This is a genomic window from Streptomyces sp. Ncost-T10-10d (assembly GCF_900091955.1).
GTDB lineage: Bacteria > Actinomycetota > Actinomycetes > Streptomycetales > Streptomycetaceae > Streptomyces.
This window is the reverse complement of the sequence record NZ_FMDF01000016.1, coordinates 19,980-40,284: the sequence shown is the minus strand read 5'-3', so window position 1 is coordinate 40,284 and position 20,305 is coordinate 19,980. Positions and strand designations below refer to the sequence as shown.

Annotated in this window: 12 protein-coding genes and 2 pseudogenes; 6 read left to right on the top strand and 8 right to left on the bottom strand. The window is 69.1% G+C overall.

Annotation, left to right across the window (positions count from 1 at the left end; genetic code table 11):
- The first annotated feature begins 197 nt into the window (after positions 1 to 197).
- Positions 198 to 4,043 carry a GH92 family glycosyl hydrolase gene (locus GA0115254_RS01950; RefSeq protein ID WP_093893512.1) on the top strand — a complete coding sequence of 1,282 codons (3,846 nt, stop codon included), beginning with the start codon at positions 198 to 200 and terminating at the stop codon, positions 4,041 to 4,043.
- 168 nt (positions 4,044 to 4,211) lie between these two features.
- Here the strand turns inward: GA0115254_RS01950 and GA0115254_RS01945 are convergent, their stop codons facing one another.
- The 3 genes and pseudogenes from GA0115254_RS01945 to GA0115254_RS01935 all read right to left on the bottom strand — a co-directional run bounded on the left by GA0115254_RS01945 (position 4,212) and on the right by GA0115254_RS01935 (position 6,124).
- Positions 4,212 to 4,874, bottom strand: coding sequence for a histidine phosphatase family protein (locus tag GA0115254_RS01945; protein ID WP_093893511.1), 663 nt, complete (start codon positions 4,872 to 4,874; stop codon positions 4,212 to 4,214).
- A 194-nt stretch (positions 4,875 to 5,068) separates the two neighbouring features.
- Positions 5,069 to 5,233, bottom strand: coding sequence for a hypothetical protein (locus GA0115254_RS44130; protein ID WP_176739937.1), 165 nt, complete (start codon positions 5,231 to 5,233; stop codon positions 5,069 to 5,071).
- A gap of 235 nt (positions 5,234 to 5,468) precedes the next feature.
- Positions 5,469 to 6,124: pseudogene (locus tag GA0115254_RS01935) on the bottom strand (phosphotransferase).
- A gap of 188 nt (positions 6,125 to 6,312) precedes the next feature.
- Between GA0115254_RS01935 and GA0115254_RS01930 the strand changes: the two are divergent.
- On the top strand, positions 6,313 to 7,143 hold the full coding sequence (locus GA0115254_RS01930) for a helix-turn-helix domain-containing protein (protein ID WP_093893510.1): 831 nt from the start codon (positions 6,313 to 6,315) through the stop codon (positions 7,141 to 7,143).
- Positions 7,140 to 7,337, top strand: coding sequence for a DUF397 domain-containing protein (locus tag GA0115254_RS01925; RefSeq protein ID WP_093893509.1), 198 nt, complete (start codon positions 7,140 to 7,142; stop codon positions 7,335 to 7,337). Before GA0115254_RS01930 ends, GA0115254_RS01925 begins: the two co-directional genes overlap by 4 nt.
- A gap of 80 nt (positions 7,338 to 7,417) precedes the next feature.
- On the opposite strand, the gene acnA is transcribed toward GA0115254_RS01925, so the two are convergent.
- Entirely contained in the window at positions 7,418 to 10,132 is a 2,715-nt protein-coding gene (acnA, locus tag GA0115254_RS01920) for an aconitate hydratase AcnA (RefSeq protein ID WP_093893522.1), read from the bottom strand.
- 337 nt (positions 10,133 to 10,469) lie between these two features.
- Here acnA and GA0115254_RS01915 point away from each other — a divergent pair, with 337 nt between their 5' ends.
- Complete coding sequence (locus GA0115254_RS01915) at positions 10,470 to 11,093, top strand: RraA family protein (protein ID WP_093893508.1); 624 nt, start codon at positions 10,470 to 10,472, stop codon at positions 11,091 to 11,093.
- Between the two features lie 246 nt (positions 11,094 to 11,339).
- The gene (locus GA0115254_RS01910) at positions 11,340 to 12,869 is read left to right on the top strand and encodes a helix-turn-helix domain-containing protein (protein ID WP_093893507.1); all 1,530 of its coding nucleotides are present in this window, start codon (positions 11,340 to 11,342) and stop codon (positions 12,867 to 12,869) included.
- Between the two features lie 420 nt (positions 12,870 to 13,289).
- Here GA0115254_RS01910 and GA0115254_RS01900 read toward each other — a convergent pair.
- A pseudogene (locus tag GA0115254_RS01900) lies at positions 13,290 to 15,745 on the bottom strand (glycoside hydrolase family 3 C-terminal domain-containing protein).
- A 492-nt stretch (positions 15,746 to 16,237) separates the two neighbouring features.
- Here GA0115254_RS01900 and GA0115254_RS01895 point away from each other — a divergent pair.
- Entirely contained in the window at positions 16,238 to 16,483 is a 246-nt protein-coding gene (locus GA0115254_RS01895) for a hypothetical protein (RefSeq protein WP_093893506.1), read from the top strand.
- Positions 16,484 to 16,558: 75 nt separating this feature from the next.
- On the opposite strand, the gene GA0115254_RS01890 is transcribed toward GA0115254_RS01895, so the two are convergent.
- From GA0115254_RS01890 to GA0115254_RS01880, 3 genes are all read right to left on the bottom strand, one after another.
- A complete protein-coding gene (locus GA0115254_RS01890) occupies positions 16,559 to 17,911 on the bottom strand; it encodes an MFS transporter (protein ID WP_093893505.1) in 1,353 nt (450 codons plus the stop codon).
- A 45-nt stretch (positions 17,912 to 17,956) separates the two neighbouring features.
- Positions 17,957 to 19,531, bottom strand: a complete 1,575-nt coding sequence (locus tag GA0115254_RS01885) for a sulfatase family protein (protein ID WP_093893504.1) — start codon at positions 19,529 to 19,531, stop codon at positions 17,957 to 17,959.
- A gap of 152 nt (positions 19,532 to 19,683) precedes the next feature.
- The gene (locus GA0115254_RS01880; protein ID WP_093893503.1) at positions 19,684 to 20,286 is read right to left on the bottom strand and encodes a PadR family transcriptional regulator; all 603 of its coding nucleotides are present in this window, start codon (positions 20,284 to 20,286) and stop codon (positions 19,684 to 19,686) included.
- Positions 20,287 to 20,305: the final 19 nt, after the last annotated feature.

The following is a 20,305-nucleotide window of genomic DNA, read 5'->3' as shown; positions in this document are numbered from 1 at the left end:
CCGAGTTGAGACCTCGCGGATACCTGGACCCCGTGCGCCCCGGTCCGGGTGTAACGATTTCCGCATTACGGTCGATTCGGCCGGCGATTCACGCTCAACACCCTTGACACATCGCGGCACTTGGCTCCCTACTGGACCTTGCGCATCTCCATGACAACGTTGTCCAAAGCGCACTTCCTCGGGAGGAATGGCTCGGCATGCAGCCCCGACATGGTTCTCGCAAGAGAGAAAGCCGTACGGCCGCTCTGATCGCGGCTTCACTGGTTCTGGTCGTGACAGCCCCCACCGCAGCCGCCGCTCAGTCGGCAGGGACAGGCGGAAAGGGCCAAAGCCCCTCGGCGGAACGGACATTCAGTTCGTCCTTCGAATCGGATGAAAAGCAGCCGGACTGGCGCAACACCGTCGAAGAAGGCCCTGACGGAAAGAAGCGGTCATCGGGCGTCGATGGCGGCTTCTCCGCAGGAATACCGGGCAATGTCACAGACAAGGTGACAGATGTCCGCGCCAGCAACGAGAACACCGGCGGCGGGGAGGTGAAGGAGAACCTGATCGACGGGGAGTCCGGCACCAAATGGCTGTCCTTCGAGCCCACCGCTTGGGTCGAGTTCGATCTCACCGAACCGGTGAAGGTCGTGACATACGCGCTGACGTCGGCCAATGATCACGACGAGCGCGATCCGAAGGACTGGACCCTGCAGGGCTCCGCCGACGGCAAGGACTGGAAGGACCTCGACTCCCGGACCGGCCAGACGTTCACCGAGCGGTTCCAGACGAAGTCGTACGATTTCACATCTGACACGGCATACCAGCACTACCGTCTGCAGATCACGAAGAACAACGGCGCCGCCGACGCGACCCAGCTCGCCGACGTCCAGTTCTCCGACGGCAGCACCCCGGTCCCGGCTCCCGACTCGATGCGCAGCCAGATCGACCGCGGCCCGTCCGGCTCCCCCACCGCCAAGGCGGGCGCCGGCTTCACGGGCAAGAAGGCCCTGCGGTACGCCGGTACGCACAAGGCGGACGGCCGGGCCTACTCGTACAACAAGATCTTCGATGTGAACACGGCTGTCACCCGTGACACCTCACTCTCCTATCTGATCTACCCCCAGATGGGCGAGACGGACCTCTCCTACCCGGCGACGCATGTCTCGGTGGACCTGGCGTTCACGGACGGCACGTATCTGAGCGATCTGCGGGCCACCGACAGCAACGGCGGCCTGCTGACCCCGCAGGGCCAGGCCGATGCCAAGCGGCTGTATGTCAACCAGTGGAACAAGGTCGACGCGACGATCGGCTCGGTTGCGGCGGGCAGGACCGTCGACCGGATTCTGGTGGCGTACGACTCCCCCAAGGGCCCGGCGAAGTTCCAGGGCTGGATCGACGACATCAAGATCGCCCCGAAGGCACCCGAGAAGCGCCGCTCGCACCTCTCCGACTACGCGTCGACGGTCCGCGGCACCAACTCCAGCGGTTCCTTCTCGCGTGGCAACAACTTCCCCGCCACCGCGCTCCCGAACGGCTTCAACTTCTGGACGCCGGTCACCAACGCCGGATCGACCAGCTGGCTGTACGACTACGCGCGCGGCAACAACGACGACAACCTGCCCACCCTCCAGGCCTTCAGCGCCAGCCACGAGCCGAGCCCGTGGATGGGCGACCGGCAGACCTTCCAGCTGATGCCGTCGGCGGTCTCCGGCACCCCGGACGCCTCCCGCAAGGCGCGGGCCCTGCCGTTCCACCACGAGAACGAGACGGCGAAGCCGCACTACTACGGTGTGACATTCGACAACGGCATCAAGGCCGAAATGACACCGTCCGACCACGCCGCCCGGATGCGGTTCACCTACCCGGGTGACGACGCGAGCATCGTCTTCGACAACGTCTCCAACGACGGCGGGCTCACCCTCGACCCGAAGAGCAGCTCCTTCACCGGCTTCTCCGATGTGAAGAGCGGCGGCTCGACCGGCGCCACCCGCCTCTTCGTCTACGGCGTCTTCGACGCGCCGGTCACCGCGAGCGGCAAGCTGTCCGGCGGCGGTGGCGACGATGTCACGGGCTACCTCCGCTTCGACGCGGGCAAGGACCGCACGGTCGACCTGCGACTGGCGACCTCACTGATCAGCATCGACCAGGCGAAGCAGAACCTCGCCGCCGAGATCCCCGCCTCCCGTTCCTTCGGCCGGGTGGAGGACCGGGCGCAGCAGGCCTGGGACGACATCCTGGGCAAGGTGGAGGTCGAGGGCGCGACGGCCGACCAGCTGACCACGCTGTACTCCAGCCTGTACCGGCTGTATCTGTACCCGAACTCGGGCTTCGAGAAGGTCGGCGGCAAGGACAAGTACGCCAGCCCCTTCTCACCGCAGGTCGGCTCCGACACCCCGACCCATACGGGCGCGAAGATCGTCGACGGCAAGGTGTACGTCAACAACGGCTTCTGGGACACCTACCGGACGACGTGGCCCGCGTACTCCCTCCTCACGCCGGACAAGGCCGGCGAGATGGTGGACGGCTTCGTCCAGCAGTACAAGGACGGCGGCTGGATCTCCCGCTGGTCGTCCCCCGGCTACTCCGATCTGATGACCGGCACCTCTTCGGATGTCGCGTTCGCGGACGCCTACGTCAAGGGCGTGAAGTTCGACGCCGAGGCGGCGTACGACGCGGCCCTGAAGAACGCCACCGTGGTCCCGCCGTCCTCGGGCGTCGGCCGCAAGGGCATGCAGACGTCCCCGTTCGTCGGCTACGCCAACACCTCCACGCACGAGGGCCTGTCCTGGTCGCTGGAGGGCTACCTCAACGACTACGGCATCGCGCAGATGGGCCGGGCGCTGTACAAGAAGACGAAGAAGGAGCGGTACAAGGAGGAGTCCGAGTACTTCCTGAACCGCGCCCGCAACTACGTCGACCTCTTCGACAGCAAGGCCGGCTTCTTCCAGGGCAAGGACGCCAAGGGCGACTGGCGGCTCCCGTCGGACCGGTACGACCCGCGGGTCTGGGGCTACGACTACACGGAGACGAACGGCTGGGGCTACGCCTTCACGGCCCCGCAGGACAGCCGGGGCCTGGCGAACCTGTACGGCGGCCGCGACGGCCTGGCCAAGAAGCTCGACACGTACTTCTCCACTCCCGAGACGGCGGGCCCGGAGTTCGTCGGCTCGTACGGCGGTGTCATCCACGAGATGACGGAGGCGCGTGACGTACGGATGGGCATGTACGGCCACAGCAACCAGGTCGCGCACCATGTCACCTATATGTACGACGCGGCCTCGCAGCCCTGGAAGACGCAGGAGAAGGTCCGCGAGGTCCTGAGCCGCCTCTACACGGGCAGCGAGATCGGCCAGGGTTACCACGGCGACGAGGACAACGGCGAGCAGTCGGCCTGGTACCTCTTCTCCTCGCTCGGCTTCTACCCGCTCGTCATGGGCGGTGGCGAGTACGCGATCGGCTCCCCGCTCTTCACGAAGACCACGGTCCATCTGGAGAACGGCCACGACCTGGTCGTCAGGGCGCCGAAGAACAACGCGAAGAACATCTATGTGCAGGGCCTGAAGGTCAACGGCAAGAAGTGGAACTCGACTTCACTGCCGCACGACCTGCTGGCCAAGGGCGGTGTGCTGGACTTCGACATGGGCGCCAAGCCGTCGAAGTGGGGCACCGGCAAGGACGCGGCGCCGACCTCGATCACCACGGACGACAAGGTGCCATCGCCGAAGGCGGACGTGCTGAAGGGCGAGGGTGCCCTGTTCGACAACACATCGGCCACCTCGGCGTCGGTCACCTCGGTGGACCTGCCGGTGCCCTCGGCCACGAACGCGGTCCAGTACACGCTGACGTCGAGCGCGGCGGACAAGGCCCCGACCGGGTGGGTCCTGCAGGGCTCGTCGGACGGCACGACATGGAAGGACCTCGACAAGCGGTCGGCCCAGTCGTTCGCCTGGGACAAGCAGACGAGGGTGTTCTCGGTGAGCACGCCGGGCTCGTACGCGCACTACCGCCTGGTGTTCGCCGGTGAAGGGACGCTCGCGGAGCTGGAGTTGCTCTCCTGATCCGACGCTCCCCCCGCTGGTGGCACCACCCGCGTTTCACACGGCCGGCCGGTACCTCCCCTGTGAGGTACCGGCCGGCCTGCGCGCTTCGACGGTGGGACGGGGACGGCATCGCGCCTCCGATCGGCCACGGCGCTCAGGACGACGAGGCGGCGGCCGGCGGCCCCCTCAGCCGGGTACGACGCCCTCGGTCCCGTTCGGGGAATCCGGAACAGCCCGAGGGAACAGGCTCTCGGGCAAGGTCACATTCCACGCCGTCATGACCGGCTGACCGTGCTCGGTGCCGAGCCGGGAGACGGCCCCCGTGGCGAGCTGGAACAGCGTGCCTTCGGCCGGGGTCAGGCCGAGATAGCGGGCGGTCAGAACGCGCAGGAAATGGGAGTGGGCGACGAGCGCGATGTCCTCGTCCGCGTCGCGGCCCGCCGCCTCCGCCACTTCGGCCAGCACCCGGTCGGCGCGGGCTCCGACCTCGGCTGGGGTTTCCCCGGGGTGTGCCTCGGGGCCGGGGGCGACTCCGTCGGTCCAGAGGTTCCACTCGGGGCGGGTGCGGTGGATCTCCTCGGTGGTCACCCCTTCGTAGCCGCCGTAGTCCCATTCGCGCAGCTCGGGTGTGATGCGGGGGGCGGCGAGTCCGGCGAGCTCCGCGGTGCGCCGGGCGCGTACCGCGGGACTGACCAGGGTGAGTGCGATCTGCCGGTCGGCGAGCAGGGGCGCCAGCGCGCGTGCCTGACGTTCGCCGAGGGGGGTCAGGGGCAGGTCGGTGTGGCTCGTGTGCTGCCCGGACCGCGACCACTCGGTCTCGCCGTGCCGGATCAGGATCAACTCGCCCATGGGTGCCATCCGCTCTCTGTGCTGTTCGTTCCGCGTGGCTCGCAGATCTGCAAACCCGCTGGTCGACCATCGCATTCCGTGCGCCCACGATGAAGCGGGCGGTGGCTCGTTTCCGGGTACGGCAGCCGCGTGGTCCGCGACATTCCGTCAAATGCCCCAGCCGGACGGACCGGACCCGGCAGGGCCGCAACCGGTCACGCGGCGCGCTGCTCCCGGCGGTTGCCACCGCGCAGCAGGGCGAAGACGACGGCGCACAGGACGAGGAAGGCCATCCGGAACCGGAGGAAATGGACCTGCGCACGGTCCTGAACGCGATCCCCGATCCCCTGCGATGGGGGATCGTCGTGGCCCTGCTCCACGAGCCGGAGGGCACGGCCCGCACCTGCGCGTCTTCAGCCCGCCGGTCTCCAAGTCGAAGACGACGCACCATTTCAGGCCCCTGCGGGAGGCGGGGCCGGCCCGGCAGGTGGACCGTGGCAACAGCCGCGCGGCCACGCTGCGCAAGGACGAACCGGACAAGCGTTTCCCGGGGCTGCTGGACCTGATCCGCACCCACTCCTGAAGCCGGGCCGGCCGGGCGATGTCACACCGGCTTCACGGCGCGGATCCGTCGTCGGTGAGGACTTCACGGATGACGTGTCGTGCGATCGTCACCATGGCCGGATTCGAGTCCCGGTAGTAGCGCAGTTCGCCGAGCGCGGTCGACAGCGCCCAGCCGCGGCCTCGCGCCCAGGCCGCGTCATCGGCCCGCAGAGCCGTACGGAAGACGCCGCGCGCGTGGGCCGGCAGCAGGTACCACGCCGCGATCAGGTCGACGGCGGCATCGCCCAGCCCCATGCAGCCGAAGTCGCGGCGACGAAGTTCGCCAGGTCCACCGCGAGCGGGCCGGGTTCGAGGACCTCCCCGACCGCCGGGTTCGCGCCGTCGAGCCATCGGAAGACCGACCAGTGCCACGGATAGCCATCCGCGGGCCCGCCCCTGCCCAGCGGTACGGGGATCGCGGCGGGAAGCGACGGGGCGAGCCGGGGCAGCCAGTGGTGCTCCTTCTCCACGTCACCGGCGGCTCCCGCGGTACGGGGCAGTCGCACCACCAGGTCCTCGCCGAGCCGGTACATGGCGTTGGACGTGCCCACGGGGACGACCGGTTCGACGGGCAGCCCGATCCACTGCGGGAACTGTGCGGCGATCAGCCGGAGCACCAGTGATCGGTCGATGTCCGGTTCGTCGGCGTGCATCTTGCCGGTGTGCATGAGGACCCTTCAGGAGTGTCGCACCGACCGGCGGTTGGCGGCCGACGGCCATACGAACGCTCGCGCGCGCCACCCGTCAACTCGTTTACCACGCACGGCCCTCGACAACCGGGCGGCGGCAGCCACCTACGGGTGGCGCGTTCCCCGATTCCCGGCCGGCGCGTCCGCGCGCCGTTACATTTCGGCGTATGCCGCAGCCCAAGGACCTCGATCCGTACACCGACGCCCGCTCCTTCTACGGCTCCGAGTTGCGCCGCCTGCGCGAGGCCGCCGGGCTGTCCCAGAGCGAGCTGGGCGACCGGGTCTTCTGCTCGGGTACATACATCGGGCTGTTCGAGATGGCGGAACGGCGCCCGCAGGAGGACATGTCCCGTGCCTTCGACGAACTGCTGGGGAGCGGCGAGCACCTTCAGCGGCTGTGCCGGCTGGCGCGGAAGTCGAAGGTGGCGAGCTACTTCGCGGATGCGGCGGAACTGGAAAAACGGGCCAGGTCCATCGAGGAGTACGCACCGATGCTGATGCCGGGTGTGCTCCAGACCCGTGCCTACGCAACGGCGTTGACCAGAGGCACGATGCGGCGAACGTCCGACGAGGGGGTGGAACGGACGGTCAGCGCTCGCATGGAGCGCGCTCAACTATTCAGCTGCGAGAACAGGCCGGACTTCTGGGCGATTATTCACGAGGCCGCACTGCGCGTGCCGATCGGCGGCCTCCCCACCATGAGGGATCAGCTCGCCCATCTCGTCGAGACAGCCCGGGCCCATCCTCATGCGATCTTGCAGGTTCTGCCTTTCTCCGCCGGCTTCCATCCTTTTCTGAACACCATGTCCTCGCTGATGCAGTTCGCCGATGCCCCGCCCGTTGTCTACACGGAGGGCGCCTACACGGGTCAACTCGTCGAGGAGGCGGCCCTGGTGGCGCAGTATCGATCGGCATACGATCTGGCCAGGGCCGTCGCGCTGTCGCCGGAGGCGTCCCTGGCACTGATCGCCTCGGCGGCGAAGGACTGCGACCGATGAACAGCACGCCCGACCTCAGCAGTGCCGCCTGGCGGACCTCGTCCTACAGCAACGGAGACGGTGGAAGCTGCGTCGAGGTCGCCGACAACGTCCCCGGCTTCGTCCCCGTACGCGACTCCAAGCTGGCCGACAGTCCCGTCCTGGCCCTCCGAACCACGAGTTGGGCGGCCTTCGTGCAGAGCATCAAGCAGTAGGGACCGGTTCGGAAGACACGCGAAGGGCCGCACCCGGGACTCCCGGGTGCGGCCCTTCGGCTCTGCTGCCTGCCTCGCGACTACTTGCGGATCAGGCTGCGGAGCACGTACTGCATGATGCCGCCGTTGCGGTAGTAGTCCGCCTCACCGGGGGTGTCGATGCGGACGACCGCGTCGAACTCCACACCGGTGTCGGTGGAGACCTTCACCGTGCGCGGCGTGGTGCCGTTGTTCAGCTCGGTCACGCCGGTGAAGGAGAAGGTCTCCTCGCCGGTGAGGCCGAGGGCCTCGGCGGTCGCGCCCTCCGGGAACTGGAGCGGGAGGACGCCCATGCCGATGAGGTTCGAGCGGTGGATGCGCTCGTACGACTCGGCGATGACGGCCTTGACACCGAGGAGCGCGGTGCCCTTGGCGGCCCAGTCGCGGGACGAGCCGGAGCCGTACTCCTTGCCCGCCAGGATGACCAGCGGGGTGCCGGCGGCCTGGTAGTTCTGCGAGGCGTCGTAGATGAACGACACCGGCGCGTCGGCCTGGGTGAAGTCGCGGGTGAAGCCACCCTCGGTGCCCGGGGCGATCTGGTTGCGCAGGCGGATGTTCGCGAAGGTGCCGCGAATCATGACCTCGTGGTTGCCGCGGCGCGAGCCGTACGAGTTGAAGTCGCGGCGCTCGACGCCGTGCTCCGTCAGGTACTTGCCGGCCGGGGTGTCGGCCTTGATCGCACCGGCCGGGGAGATGTGGTCGGTGGTGACCGAGTCGCCCAGCTTGGCGAGCACGCGTGCGCCGGTGATGTCGGCGACCGGGGTCGTCTCCATCGTCATGCCCTCGAAGTACGGGGGCTTACGGACGTACGTCGACTCGGCGTCCCACTCGAAGGTGTTGCCGGTCGGGATCGCCAGCGCCTGCCACTGGGCGTCGCCCGCGAAGACGTCCTGGTAGGACTTGTTGAACATGTCCTCGCCGATGGAGTTGGCGACGACGTCGTTGACCTCGGCCTCGGAGGGCCAGATGTCCGCGAGGTAGACCGGCTTGCCGTCCTGGTCGATGCCCAGGGCGTCCTTGGTGATGTCGACCTTCATCGAACCGGCGATGGCGTACGCGACGACCAGCGGCGGGGACGCCAGGTAGTTCATCTTGACGTCGGGGTTGATCCGGCCCTCGAAGTTACGGTTGCCGGAGAGCACCGAGGTCACGGCGAGGTCGTGCTCGTTGACCGCCTTGGAGACCTCCTCCGGCAGCGGGCCGGAGTTGCCGATGCAGGTGGTGCAGCCGTAGCCGACGAGGTTGAAGCCGACCTTGTCGAGGTACGGGGTCAGGCCCGCCTTGTCGAAGTAGTCGGTGACGACCTTGGAACCCGGGGCGAGCGTGGTCTTGACCCACGGCTTGCGGGTCAGGCCCTTCTCGACCGCCTTCTTGGCCACGAGCGCCGCGGCGACCATGACGTACGGGTTCGAGGTGTTGGTGCAGGAGGTGATCGCGGCGACGGTGACGGCGCCGTGGTCGATCTCGTACGTCGTCCCGTCGGGGGCCGTGACCGTGGTCGGACGCGACGGCACACCGTTGGCGGAGGCCGGGGCGTCGGAGGCCGGGAAGGACTCCTTGCCTGCCTCCTCGTCCTCGGAGACGTAGTTGCGGACGTCCTGCGCGAACTGCTGCGAAGCGTTGGCGAGGACGATGCGGTCCTGCGGGCGCTTCGGGCCGGCGATCGACGGAACGACCGTCGACAGGTCCAGCTCCAGCTTCTCGGAGAAGTCCGGCTCGGCGGCCGGGTCCAGCCAGAGGCCCTGCTCCTTGGCGTACGCCTCGACGAGCGCGACCTGCTGCTCGTCACGGCCGGTCAGACGCAGGTACTTCAGCGTCTCGTCGTCGATCGGGAAGATCGCGGCGGTGGAGCCGAACTCCGGCGACATGTTGCCGATGGTGGCACGGTTCGCGAGGGAGGTGGCGGCGACGCCCTCACCGTAGAACTCGACGAACTTGCCGACGACGCCGTGCTTGCGGAGCATCTCGGTGATGGTCAGCACGAGGTCGGTGGCGGTGGTGCCGGGCTTCAGCTCGCCGGTCAGCTTGAAGCCGACGACGCGCGGGATGAGCATGGAGACCGGCTGGCCGAGCATCGCGGCCTCGGCCTCGATGCCGCCGACGCCCCAGCCCAGCACACCGAGGCCGTTGACCATGGTGGTGTGCGAGTCGGTGCCGACGAGGGTGTCGGGGTATGCCTGGCCACCCCGGACCATGACCGTACGGGCCAGGTGCTCGATGTTGACCTGGTGGACGATGCCGGTGCCCGGGGGGACGACCTTGAACTCGTCGAAGGCGGTCTGGCCCCAGCGCAGGAACTGGTAGCGCTCCTTGTTGCGGCCGTACTCCAGCTCGACGTTCTGCGCGAACGCGTCGTTGGTGCCGAACTTGTCGGCGATGACGGAGTGGTCGATGACCAGCTCGGCCGGGGCGAGGGGGTTGATCTTGGCCGGGTCGCCGCCCAGCTCCTTGACGGCCTCACGCATGGTGGCGAGGTCCACGACACACGGCACACCGGTGAAGTCCTGCATGATCACGCGGGCCGGCGTGAACTGGATCTCCTGGCTGGGCTGTGCCTGGGAGTCCCAGCCGCCGAGCGCCCGGATGTGGTCGGCGGTGATGTTCGCGCCGTCCTCGGTGCGGAGCAGGTTCTCCAGCAGCACCTTCAGGCTGTAAGGGAGGCGCGCGGAGCCCTCCACCTTGTCCAGCTTGAAGATCTCGTACGACTCGTCGCCCACGCGCAGCGTGCTGCGGGCGTCGAAGCTGTTCGCCGACACGACAGTCTCCTTCATCAATGTGCGCGTACTCCGCGCCGCGCCTCATTACGGCGGGCGCCGCGTGGTGCCGCCTACGGCCCCTCGACCATCCGCTAAGGTAAGGCTTAGTTAGGTAACCCTTACCATCTGGCGGACTGCGGTGCGCCTTCGGCATATATCTCGATGTCGAGATAACTCTAGTACATCACCGCCGCACGGTCATGCGCGGGCGGCGCGGCTGCGCTGCGCCCGCTACTCTCGCCGCCGCACACCTCTTCTTCCGATGAACGTACCGACCCCGCGGCGGCGCGGGAACGTGCCGTCATCGGTGGGACGGGTACCCGGACGAAGGAGGAACATGAACGACGTCACCGAGTTCAAGGACATCTCCCCGACCACCCTCGCCGATCTCCTGGGCCGCGAGCAGGTCATGGACATCGGCATCCGCCCCCTGTGGCCCTCGGTCCCGCGCGTCGCCGGCCCGGCGTTCACCGTGCGGTGCCCTCCGGGCGACAACCTCATGCTCCACGCAGCCATCCACCGCGCGGAGCCGGGCTCGGTCATCGTCGTCGAGGCAGGTGACGTCGACTACGCACTCGCCGGAGGAAACGTCTGCGCCGTCGCTCAGCGCCGTGGGATCGCGGCGTTCGTGACCGACGGGGTGATCCGTGACCTCGCCGAGGTGCGTGAGATGGGCTTTCCCGTCTTCGCCAGAGGCGTCATACCCGTCCCGGGCGCCAAGAAGGCCATTGCGCCGCTCAACGGCCCGGTGCGGTGCGGCGGCGTGAGCGTCGACGCGGGCGACATCGTGGTGGCCGACGAAGAGGGCATCGTGGTCACTCCCCGCGCCCGCCGGGAGCAGGTGCTCCTCGACGCCCGGAAGAAGTTGGCCGAGGAGGCCGGCGAATCCCTCGATGCGTGGGAGGAAGCGCATCGCACCCGCATCGACAAGATCCTGACCGAAGGCGGCTTCGAGGGCTGATTCGAGGGCCGATTCGGCGTCAGGCTCCCGTCAAGGCCCGCGCCGCTCCCCCGGCCTCGCCCCGGATGGACGCACACCGCGCGCAGTCGCGGCGATACGCGTGGACCATGGAACGCACGGCGCGCCGGTAGCCCGCACCTTTCACGCACATCGGGCTGCGTAACCGCCGTGCCTCCTCACGCAGCCGTCACCCGAACGCCACACCCCACCACAGGCCCCATCTCATATCTGAGATAACCTTTCGTCATGTCAGACGACTATCTCGTACGCATAGGCAAGCTCATCCGTGACGCCCGTCAGCACCGGGGCTGGACACAGAGTCAGCTCGCCGAGGCGCTCGCCACCAGTCAGAGCGCCGTCAATCGCATCGAGCGCGGCAATCAGAACATCAGCCTTGAGATGATCGCGCGCATCGGTGAGGCACTCGACAGCGAGATCGTGTCGCTCGGATACGCCGGGCCCATGCACCTGCGGGTGGTCGGCGGGCGTCGGCTCTCGGGGTCCATCGATGTCAAGACGAGCAAGAACGCGTGCGTGGCACTGCTCTGCGCCTCGCTGCTCAACAAGGGCCGTACGGTGCTGCGCCGCGTGGCCCGCATCGAGGAGGTCTACCGACTCCTGGAGGTGCTGAACTCCATCGGCGTGCGGACGAGGTGGATCAATGAGGGAGTCGATCTGGAGATCGTCCCGCCGGCCCGGCTCGACATGGACGCCATCGACGCGGACGCCGCTCGTCGGACCCGTTCCATCATCATGTTCCTCGGTCCGCTGCTGCACCGGATGGACTCGTTCAAGCTTCCGTACGCGGGCGGCTGCGACCTCGGTACGCGGACCATCGAGCCGCACATGATCGCGCTGCGCCGGTTCGGGCTGGAGATCGCCGCGACGGAAGGGCTCTACCACGCCCAGATAGACCACTCGGTCACGCCCGACCGTCCCATAGTGCTGACCGAGCGCGGGGACACCGTGACCGAGAACGCGCTGCTGGCCGCCGCCCGGCACGACGGCACGACCGTCATCCGTAACGCATCCTCCAACTACATGGTCCAGGACCTGTGCTTCTTCCTGGAGGCACTGGGCATACGCGTGGACGGCATCGGCACGACCACACTGACCGTGCACGGCGTCCCGCACATAGATGTGGACGTCGACTACTCCCCCTCCGAGGACCCGGTCGAGGCGATGAGCCTCCTCGCCGCCGCCGTGGTGACGGAGTCCCGGCTGACGATCCGTCGGGTGCCGATCGAGTTCCTCGAGATCGAGCTCGCGGTGCTGGAAGAGATGGGCGTCGACTGCGACCGCACGACCGAGTACGCCGCCGACAACGGCCGTACCCGGCTGGTCGACCTCACGGTCCGCCCCTCCAAGCTGGAGGCGCCGATCGACAAGGTCCATCCCATGCCGTTCCCCGGGCTCAACATCGACAATGTGCCCTTCTTCGCGGCCATCGCCGCCTCGGCCCAGGGCCAGACCCTCATCCACGACTGGGTCTACGACAACCGGGCCATCTATCTCACCGACCTGAACCGCCTCGGCGGCAGGCTGCAGCTCCTGGACCCGCACCGGGTACTGGTCGAGGGCCCGACCCGCTGGCGCGCCGCCGAGATGATGTGCCCGCCCGCGCTGCGGCCCGCCGTGGTGGTGCTGCTCGCCATGATGGCGGCGGAAGGCACCTCCGTACTGCGCAATGTCTATGTCATCAACCGCGGTTACGAGGAGCTGGCGGAACGGCTCAACTCCGTGGGCGCGCAGATCGAGATCTTCCGCGACATTTGATGAGTGGATGCCGCCACACCCCGCCTGGCCTGCTACTTAGCGGGTCAGGGAGGGGTGCGGCGGCAGCTCTGGGACTTTGGGCCTGCGGCGGGCTACGGGCCACGCTCCACAGGCTCTGCCGACCGGCTACGGCTCCACGAAGATCGCGTTGATGGCGGCACTTCCCCGTGCGCCGGCGCGGGGCGGGAAGTGGGAGTACTTCCGCAGCGTGAACCCGGGGTCGGAGTGCACGGCGGCCCGATGCGCAGGCGGTCATGGGGGCGAAATACTGGCCAGGGAATCGAAGATGCGCGTACACGTGCTCGTTGCCGCCCGGGTTGTCGTGCCCCGCACTGCGGGGGAACCGACTCCCGTCAGGGGCAGTTCCATGCCCGGGACCGGGTGTCAGGTACCGGTCCCGGGCGGTCTGAGGGGGAGGCGTCAGGACCGGACGTTCACGGTGGTGGCGAGCGGCAGCGACTCCAGGCTGGAGCCGACGTGGACGGTGTAGTGGCCCGGGAGGGTGGTCCAAGTGCCGGTTGACTCGCCCCAGATCTGGAAGGCGCGTGCCGGCAGATCGATCTCCGCGACGACCGGTTCGCCGGGCTCGGCGACGACGTTCGCGAAGCCCGCCAGCCACATCCGGGCCCGTTCGATCGGCGGTCCGGCTTCGGCAGGCGCGAGGTAGATCTGCACGACTTCGCGGCCCGGGCGGTCGCCGGAGTTCCGGAGCTGGACCCGGACGGTGCGGTCGCGAAGCTCGATGTGCTCGTACGTCCAACGCGTGTAGCCGAGGCCGTGGCCGAAGGGGTAGGCGGGTGCGACGCCGCCGCGCTGCCAGGCGCGGTAGCCGATGAAGACGCCTTCGTCGTACGTCAGGACGCCGTCCTCGGGCATGACGCGGGTGACGGGTGCGTCTTCCAGGCGGGCGGGCCATGTGGTGGGGAGACGGCCGCCCGGTTCCTCCCGGCCGAGGAGGACGTCAGCGAGGGCCGCGCCGCCCTCCTGGCCCGGGAACCAGGTCAGGAGGACGGCGGCCACGTCCTCGCACCAGGGCATCTCGACCGGGGCCCCGGCGTTGACCACGACGACGGTACGGGGATTGGCGGCGGCTACGCGGGTGACGAGCTCGTCCTGGCGGCCGGGCAGACGCAGGTTTGCCCGGTCGAAGCCTTCGGATTCGACGCGTTCGGTGGTGGCTACCACCACGACGGCGGTGTCGGCGGCGCAGGCGGCGGCGACGGCCTCCTCGATCAGCGCGTCCTCGTCGCGTTCGGGGTCGCGGTGGGTGAGACCGAAGGTGACGCCGCGGATCGGCCCGTACGACACCTTCGGAGCGCGGTGGAGGAGGCTGACCTCGACGGTACGCCCCGCCTCCAGGCCGGCAGTCCCGCGCGGAATCGCTCTGCCGGTCAGCACCTCCATGGGGTCGCCCCCTCCGGGTCGGCGTCGTCGAACAGTACCGTTCCGTCCACGGTGAGCCGGAAGTCGCCGGTGCCGCCCGTGCCGAAGTGATGGGTTCCGCTGTCGCGCGGGGTGAAGGTGCCGGTGATCTCGACAGTCGCAAGGGCGTCGTAGTCGGCGTCCCCGGGCAGTGCGGCGTCCATCCACCGGACGCGACCGAGGGTGAGGGGCTGTTCGGCCAACACGGTTCCGTGCGCGTCGCGCAGTACGGCCCGCAGGGCGAAACCCTCGGTGGCCAAGCCGAGTTCGTCGTTCGGGTCGGCTCCCATGGCGTAGGTCAGCGTGGCGTGCGTCGGCAGCGCCTCGCGCAGGCCCTCCAGCGGTGAGACGACCCGGGCGGGGTAGACGGTCGCCGAACCGCCGCCCCGGAAGCGGGCATCGCGGGCCGCGCGGCCGATGAGCGCGATGCTTCGGACGGTCGACGGATCCAGCGGCAGTGCCTGCTCCTCGTTGCGGAGCAGGACGAAGGAGCGGGCGGCGATCTCACGGGCGACGGCCGGGCCGTCGAGGCGGGCGGGGCGCCTGTCGGCTGGAACGGCGGGCGCCACGCCCTTGAGGAGCCCGAGGCGTGCGGCAAGCAGCAGGACATGCCGGACGGCCGCGTCCACCGTCGACTCCGCGACGCGCCCGTCCCGTACCGCGGCGGCCAGCGCGGTGCCGAACACGGTCAGTGGGCCGGGCATGGCCACGTCGAGGCCGCCCTCGATTGCCTGGACGGTGTCGCGGGCCGCCAGCCAGTCGGAGACGACCACCCCGTCGAAGCCCCACTCCTCGCGCAGGACCCCCACCTGGAGGGCGCGGTGCTCAGTCATCGTGGCACCGTTGACCCGGTTGTACGCCGACATCAGTGCCCATGGGCGAGCGTCCCGGACGATCGCCTCGAACGGTGCGAGGTACAGCTCGCGCAGGGCGCGTGCAGGGACGCGGTTGTCGACGGTGAAGCGCTCGGTCTCGGCGTCGTTCGCGACGAAGTGCTTGACCGTGGCGGCGATCCCGCTCTCCTGAACGCCGGTGACGTAGCCGGTGCCGATGCGCGCGGTGAGCAGGGGATCCTCGGAGTACGCCTCGAAGTGCCGTCCGCCCAGAGGAGAGCGATGCAGGTTCACGGTGGGAGCGAGCAACACGTGGGCGCCTTTGCGGTGGGCCTCCTGAGCGAGGAGCCGGCCGGCGCGGCGGGCCAGCGCCGGATCCCAGGTCGCGGCCAGCGCGGTCGGGCTCGGCAGACAGAGGGACGGGTCGTCGGCGCTCCACGCGGCGCCGCGCACGCCCACCGGTCCGTCCGACATCACGAGGGAGTCCAGACCGATCTCGGGCAGCGCGGGCAGGGTCCACAGGTCCTGGCCCGCGAGCAGGCGGGTCTTGGCATCGAGGCCGAGGCGGGCGAGAGCCGCCTCGACGACGAGGTGGTAGTCGGCGCCCTCGGCCTGGGCCAGGTGTTCTATGTGTTCCACGTTCACGATTCCTAACTGGGAGAGTGGGAACGGACGAAAGCGACGGCCTCCGCCGCCGGTTCCTCGAAGCACCGGGCCGCCCCCGTGCCCGGGTGGAAGAACCCGTGGGGTGCTCCCTCGTACTCGACGAGCCGGCAGTCGCCGCCGGCCGCCCCATAGCGGCGCGGAAGCGTCGTGCGTCGGCTATCGGGACGAGTTCGTCCGCGGTCCCGTGACAGACGATCGTGAGCGGGGCACCGGGCCGGACGGGATGGAGGGGCGAGGCGGCGGCCGTCCGGCCGGACAAACCGAGAAGGTCGCGGAGTGCGAACCCGACGCCGCCGGTGCCGCGGAGATCCACGACCGGGTTGAACAACATGAGTCCGGCGACCGGCGGATCATCCGCCGTCGCGGTGAGCGCCGTGGTCGGAGCGAGCTGTCCGCCGGCGGAGCCCCCGCGAGGAAGGGCGGGACTCCCGGTGCGAGACGCCGTACGTGCTGGGCGGCGGCGCGGGCGTCGTCGAGACACCCGGCGAGCGTGGTGGCGCCATGGCCGGTGAGCCGGCAGTCCTCGTTCGCGGCGAGGACGCCGTCGGCGGCCGGCAGGCGGCACTGCGGGGCGAGCTGCTCGGGGCTCCCGTGCTCCAGCCGCCGTGGAGGAAGAGGACCACGGAGGTGGGACGGCTGTCCGCGGGCGCCCAGACCGGCAGAGGCGGTTCGGTGCCGCCCGGGGAGGCGTAATGGGCGCGGGACTCGGTGATGCGGGGCATGGAGGGTCCGTCGTCTCGAAGAGAAGGGGTAGGGGGCCGGACAGTGTCAGGAAGGGCCGGCTCCGGCTCCTGCCGCGCGGCGGTCCAGTTCGGCCTGGAGGGCGGACGCGTCGCGGGGGCAGGTGCGGTAGAGGAGGGTGAGGAGGATGCCGTTGGCCAGCATCAGGACGACGACGACCCACAGGAACGCCGCTTGGAGTCCGAAGGCGTCACCGATATAGCCGACCAGCACGGTGGTGAAGGCCCAGCCGGCAGCCTCGGCCGAGAGCATCAGCGCGAACGCTGCGCTGCGCATTTCCGGCAGGGTCACCGACATGACCAGCGGCCGGTTGATGCCGGGGGTGGCGCCCTGCACGAAGGCGAGCACGGAGAACAGCGCGATGTACGTGCCGAGGGAGGACCAGACGAACTGTGTCGTCACATAGGCGCCCAGCGCGTAGGCGAAGACTGTGAACTGCAGCGCTGCGACCCTGCCGGTACGGGGGTTGCGACGGTGAACCCGGTCGGTGACCAGTCCTCCCAGGAACGTTCCGGCGAAGTAGGCGATGGCGAACGGCACAGTCAGGAACGAGGCTTCGGAGTTGGCGAAGCCTCGCACGTCGACGAGGAAGGTCACACCAAAACTGAGGACCACGAACTGCCCGGTGGTCAGACGCTGGACGCAGATCAGCAGCAGGGAGCGGTTGCCCAGCAGCTCGCGGGCACGGGCCCACGTCAGCGCGCGCTCGACGGAGGCCGCCCCCGCGGCCTGAGGTTCGGCGGCGCCGACTCCGGGGTCGCGGAGGAACAGCAGGATCAGGACGCCGAACACCACCTGGATGGAGCCCGCGACGAAGAACCCGTACCGCCAGCCGTCCTTCACGTCGGAGAGCAGCCCGAGCAGCGGCCCGCTGATTCCTGTGGCCAAGGACGCCAGGCCGTACATGTAACCGGCCGCTCTGCCCCGCATCCTGTCGTCGAAGAGATCCGCGAGGAGACCGTTGACCAGGGGGCCGCCCCCGGCGACGCCCGCGGCTGCGATGGTGAACAGGACCAGAAGCTGCACGTAGTTCTGTGCGAACCCCGCCGCTATGGTCCATACACCCCAGAGGCCGGAGCACACGCCGAGGACGTTCTTGCGGGGGTAGCGCTCGGCAACCGCCACCCACACGGGTCCGAAGACCACCCCCACGAGCTTGCCGACGCCGACGAGCACGCCGAGCGCGGCGAGCGGGAGGCCGAGAGCTGTCCGCAGGGCGGGGAACAGCACCGACACCACGCTCCCTTCGCCGCTGTCGGCGCTGATCAGCCCACCCAGGAGCGCGACCTGACGCCAGCTTCGCGGCTTCTCGCCCGGGGTGGTGGGGAGGTGGGCGACGTCCGGTTGTGGAGGGGAAGGTGGTACGGCTTCGGTCGGCATCGTGCGGCTCCTTCATCGGCGCCCGGGCGGGATCGGTGAGGTGGTTCAGCGGTTCCGGACGGACTCCTGGTCACGGGTCTGGAGCAGGTGCGCCCACCGCCGGAGCAGTTCGGCGGTCCGGGGCCGATCGGGCGCGTGCCAGGAGACTGGGATGTTCACGGTGGCGAGCCGTTCTTCGAGGTCGTCGGCGAGTTGGGCGCGGCCGGTGTCGCGCAGGTGCTGGGCGTAGCGGACCGGGTCGTTGTAGTAGGTCGGGCCCGTCTGAAGGGTGGTCTGCATGGGGTCGGGCAGACAGCCGGGCCGGCCCGCGTACTCGTTCCACCACTCGGCGAGACGCGCGCGCATCCGTGCGGCGAGCTCCGGATCCGTCTCCATGAGGTCGGTGGTCAGGTACGGGTCCTCGGTGACGTGGAAGAGCTGTTCCCACTCGGCGCGGAAGGCGCCGGGGTGGTACGTGCGGATGTAGAGGTGGTCGCGGGTGCGGACGGCCCGTTGGTAGGTGTGGGCGCCGTGGCCGAGGACCAGGTAGTCGCGGGAGTCGATCCGCTCGCCCCGCACCGCTCCGGCGAACGAGGTGCCCTGCCAGCCGGCCGGCGTGCTGAGGTCCAGCAGCTCGCACAGGGTCGGGGCCAGGTCGATGTTGTAGAGCAGTGCGTCGTTGCGGCGGGCCTCGGCGGGCAGGTCGTCGGTGACGCCCGGCCAGTACACGACCAGGGGGAGGCGGTGGGTGGGCTCGTTGGCCAGACCGTGTTCCGCGTACGAGCCCTGCTCGCCGAAGGATTCGCCGTGGTCGGCGCTGACGATCACGGCGGTGTCTTGCGCGATTCCCAACTCGTCCAGGACGGACATGAGTTGGCCGAAGTGGTGGTCCCAGTAGGAGACGGCTCCGTCGTAGCCGTTGATGAGGTGCTCGAAGTCGGCTCGGGAGCGGATGGCGTCGGGCATGTTGTGCGGGACGGGGGAGGTTCCCTCGCCCATGAGGGAGTAGTGCAGGTCGAGGGCGCTGCGCGGACCGTAGACCTCGGCGTGCGCAGCGATGGTCTCCTCGTCGGGCCAGGACTGCACGGGGCCGGAGGCGGCCATCCTTTCGGTCCACTCGGCGGGTTGGGTGTAGTTGGTGTGCGGGTCCCAGTAAGTGAGGTGCAGGTACCAGTTGTCGTCCTCGGCGTGACGGCGGATCCAGTCGATCGCCGCCCGGTTGACGTCCTGGGCCTCCTCGTCGCCGGAGCGGTCCGTGGCGCGGATCGACTCGCGGAAGTTGGCGTGGAAGTGGTATGCGCGGTGGCGCTCGGCGAAGACGGAGACCGCGGCGGTGTAGTAGCCGCCCCAGCCGAGGCGCTGCCCGAGCAGGGGGCGGTCGGGCTCGGGGCCGTGGCCGGCGTCGAGCCGGAACTGGGCGGCGGGCCCGAAATGGCCGATGACGCCATTGCTGATGCCGAACTGGCCGCTGGTCAGGGCGGTCCGCGAGGGCAGACAGGGCGAGTCGCTGCAGTAGTAGCGGTCGAAGACGACGGACTTCTCAGCCAGTTGCTGGAGGTGCGGGGTGGTGGGGCGGTGGTAGCCGTAGGGGATGGTGTGGTCGGCGCGGAGGGTGTCGACGTCCACGTAGATGATGCGCATGACGAACTCCAGGCGTTTTCGGGTACGCCTGACCGCGGGCTCGCCCGAGGGGCGCCCGGGGCAGGGGGGCGACAGCCGGTGACGGCAGGAGGTGCTGCCGGAGAAAGAGATGAGGGAAGGGGAGACGAGGCGGAGGAGGGCGAGGGGGTGGCTCAGCGCTCGTGGCGCTCCGTTTCCCGGTCTTCCCGACGCCGCTCGATCTGGGCCTCAAGGCGTGCCTTGGTCAGCTGGAGCCAGGCGATGTACGCGGCGGTGGACGCGTAGCCGTTCTCGTGGGCCATGGTGTGGATCTCACGGGCCCAGGCCGGGTCGAGCTCAGGGATCTGCGCCTCGTAGGCGAAGGGAAGGGACGCCCCGGGTGAGGTCGTGACGTGCTTGAGCCGGTACTCCAGCTCGGTGGAGACGATGTCGAGCGCGATCTCCGGCCCGAGCTGGCCGCCGAAGACGAACCGCAGTTTGAAATCGGGGTCCATCGGCCGCTGTGACGGCTCGAAGGGGGAGCGGGCCCACGCCAGGAGCGCCATGCGGCCCTCCTCGGTCAGCCGGTACACCTTCGCGTCGGGGCGGCCCTCGCGAGGGTCGACGTCGAAGTCCACCCAACCGCGCTCGACCAGTTTGGCGAGCCGGCGATAGACCTGTGGGAGCTGCACGCCATAGCCGATGTAGCGGCCCGGCCCTTCCATCCACCCGCGCATGTCATATCCGGAGAGACGGCGCACGGCCAGCGCTCCGAGGATCACGTAGTCGAGATGCATTCGAGGTCACCTATGTTCC

Coding starts and splice junctions, on each gene's coding strand:
- GA0115254_RS01950 (WP_093893512.1), top strand. CDS start 198: ATGCAGCCCCGACATGGTTCTCGCAAGAGAGAAAGCCGTACGGCCGCT.
- GA0115254_RS01945 (WP_093893511.1), bottom strand. CDS start 4,874: ATGGGCGAGTTGATCCTGATCCGGCACGGCGAGACCGAGTGGTCGCGG.
- GA0115254_RS01930 (WP_093893510.1), top strand. CDS start 6,313: ATGCCGCAGCCCAAGGACCTCGATCCGTACACCGACGCCCGCTCCTTC.
- GA0115254_RS01925 (WP_093893509.1), top strand. CDS start 7,140: ATGAACAGCACGCCCGACCTCAGCAGTGCCGCCTGGCGGACCTCGTCC.
- GA0115254_RS01915 (WP_093893508.1), top strand. CDS start 10,470: ATGAACGACGTCACCGAGTTCAAGGACATCTCCCCGACCACCCTCGCC.
- GA0115254_RS01910 (WP_093893507.1), top strand. CDS start 11,340: ATGTCAGACGACTATCTCGTACGCATAGGCAAGCTCATCCGTGACGCC.
- GA0115254_RS01890 (WP_093893505.1), bottom strand. CDS start 17,911: ATGCCGACCGAAGCCGTACCACCTTCCCCTCCACAACCGGACGTCGCC.
- GA0115254_RS01885 (WP_093893504.1), bottom strand. CDS start 19,531: ATGCGCATCATCTACGTGGACGTCGACACCCTCCGCGCCGACCACACC.
- GA0115254_RS01880 (WP_093893503.1), bottom strand. CDS start 20,286: ATGCATCTCGACTACGTGATCCTCGGAGCGCTGGCCGTGCGCCGTCTC.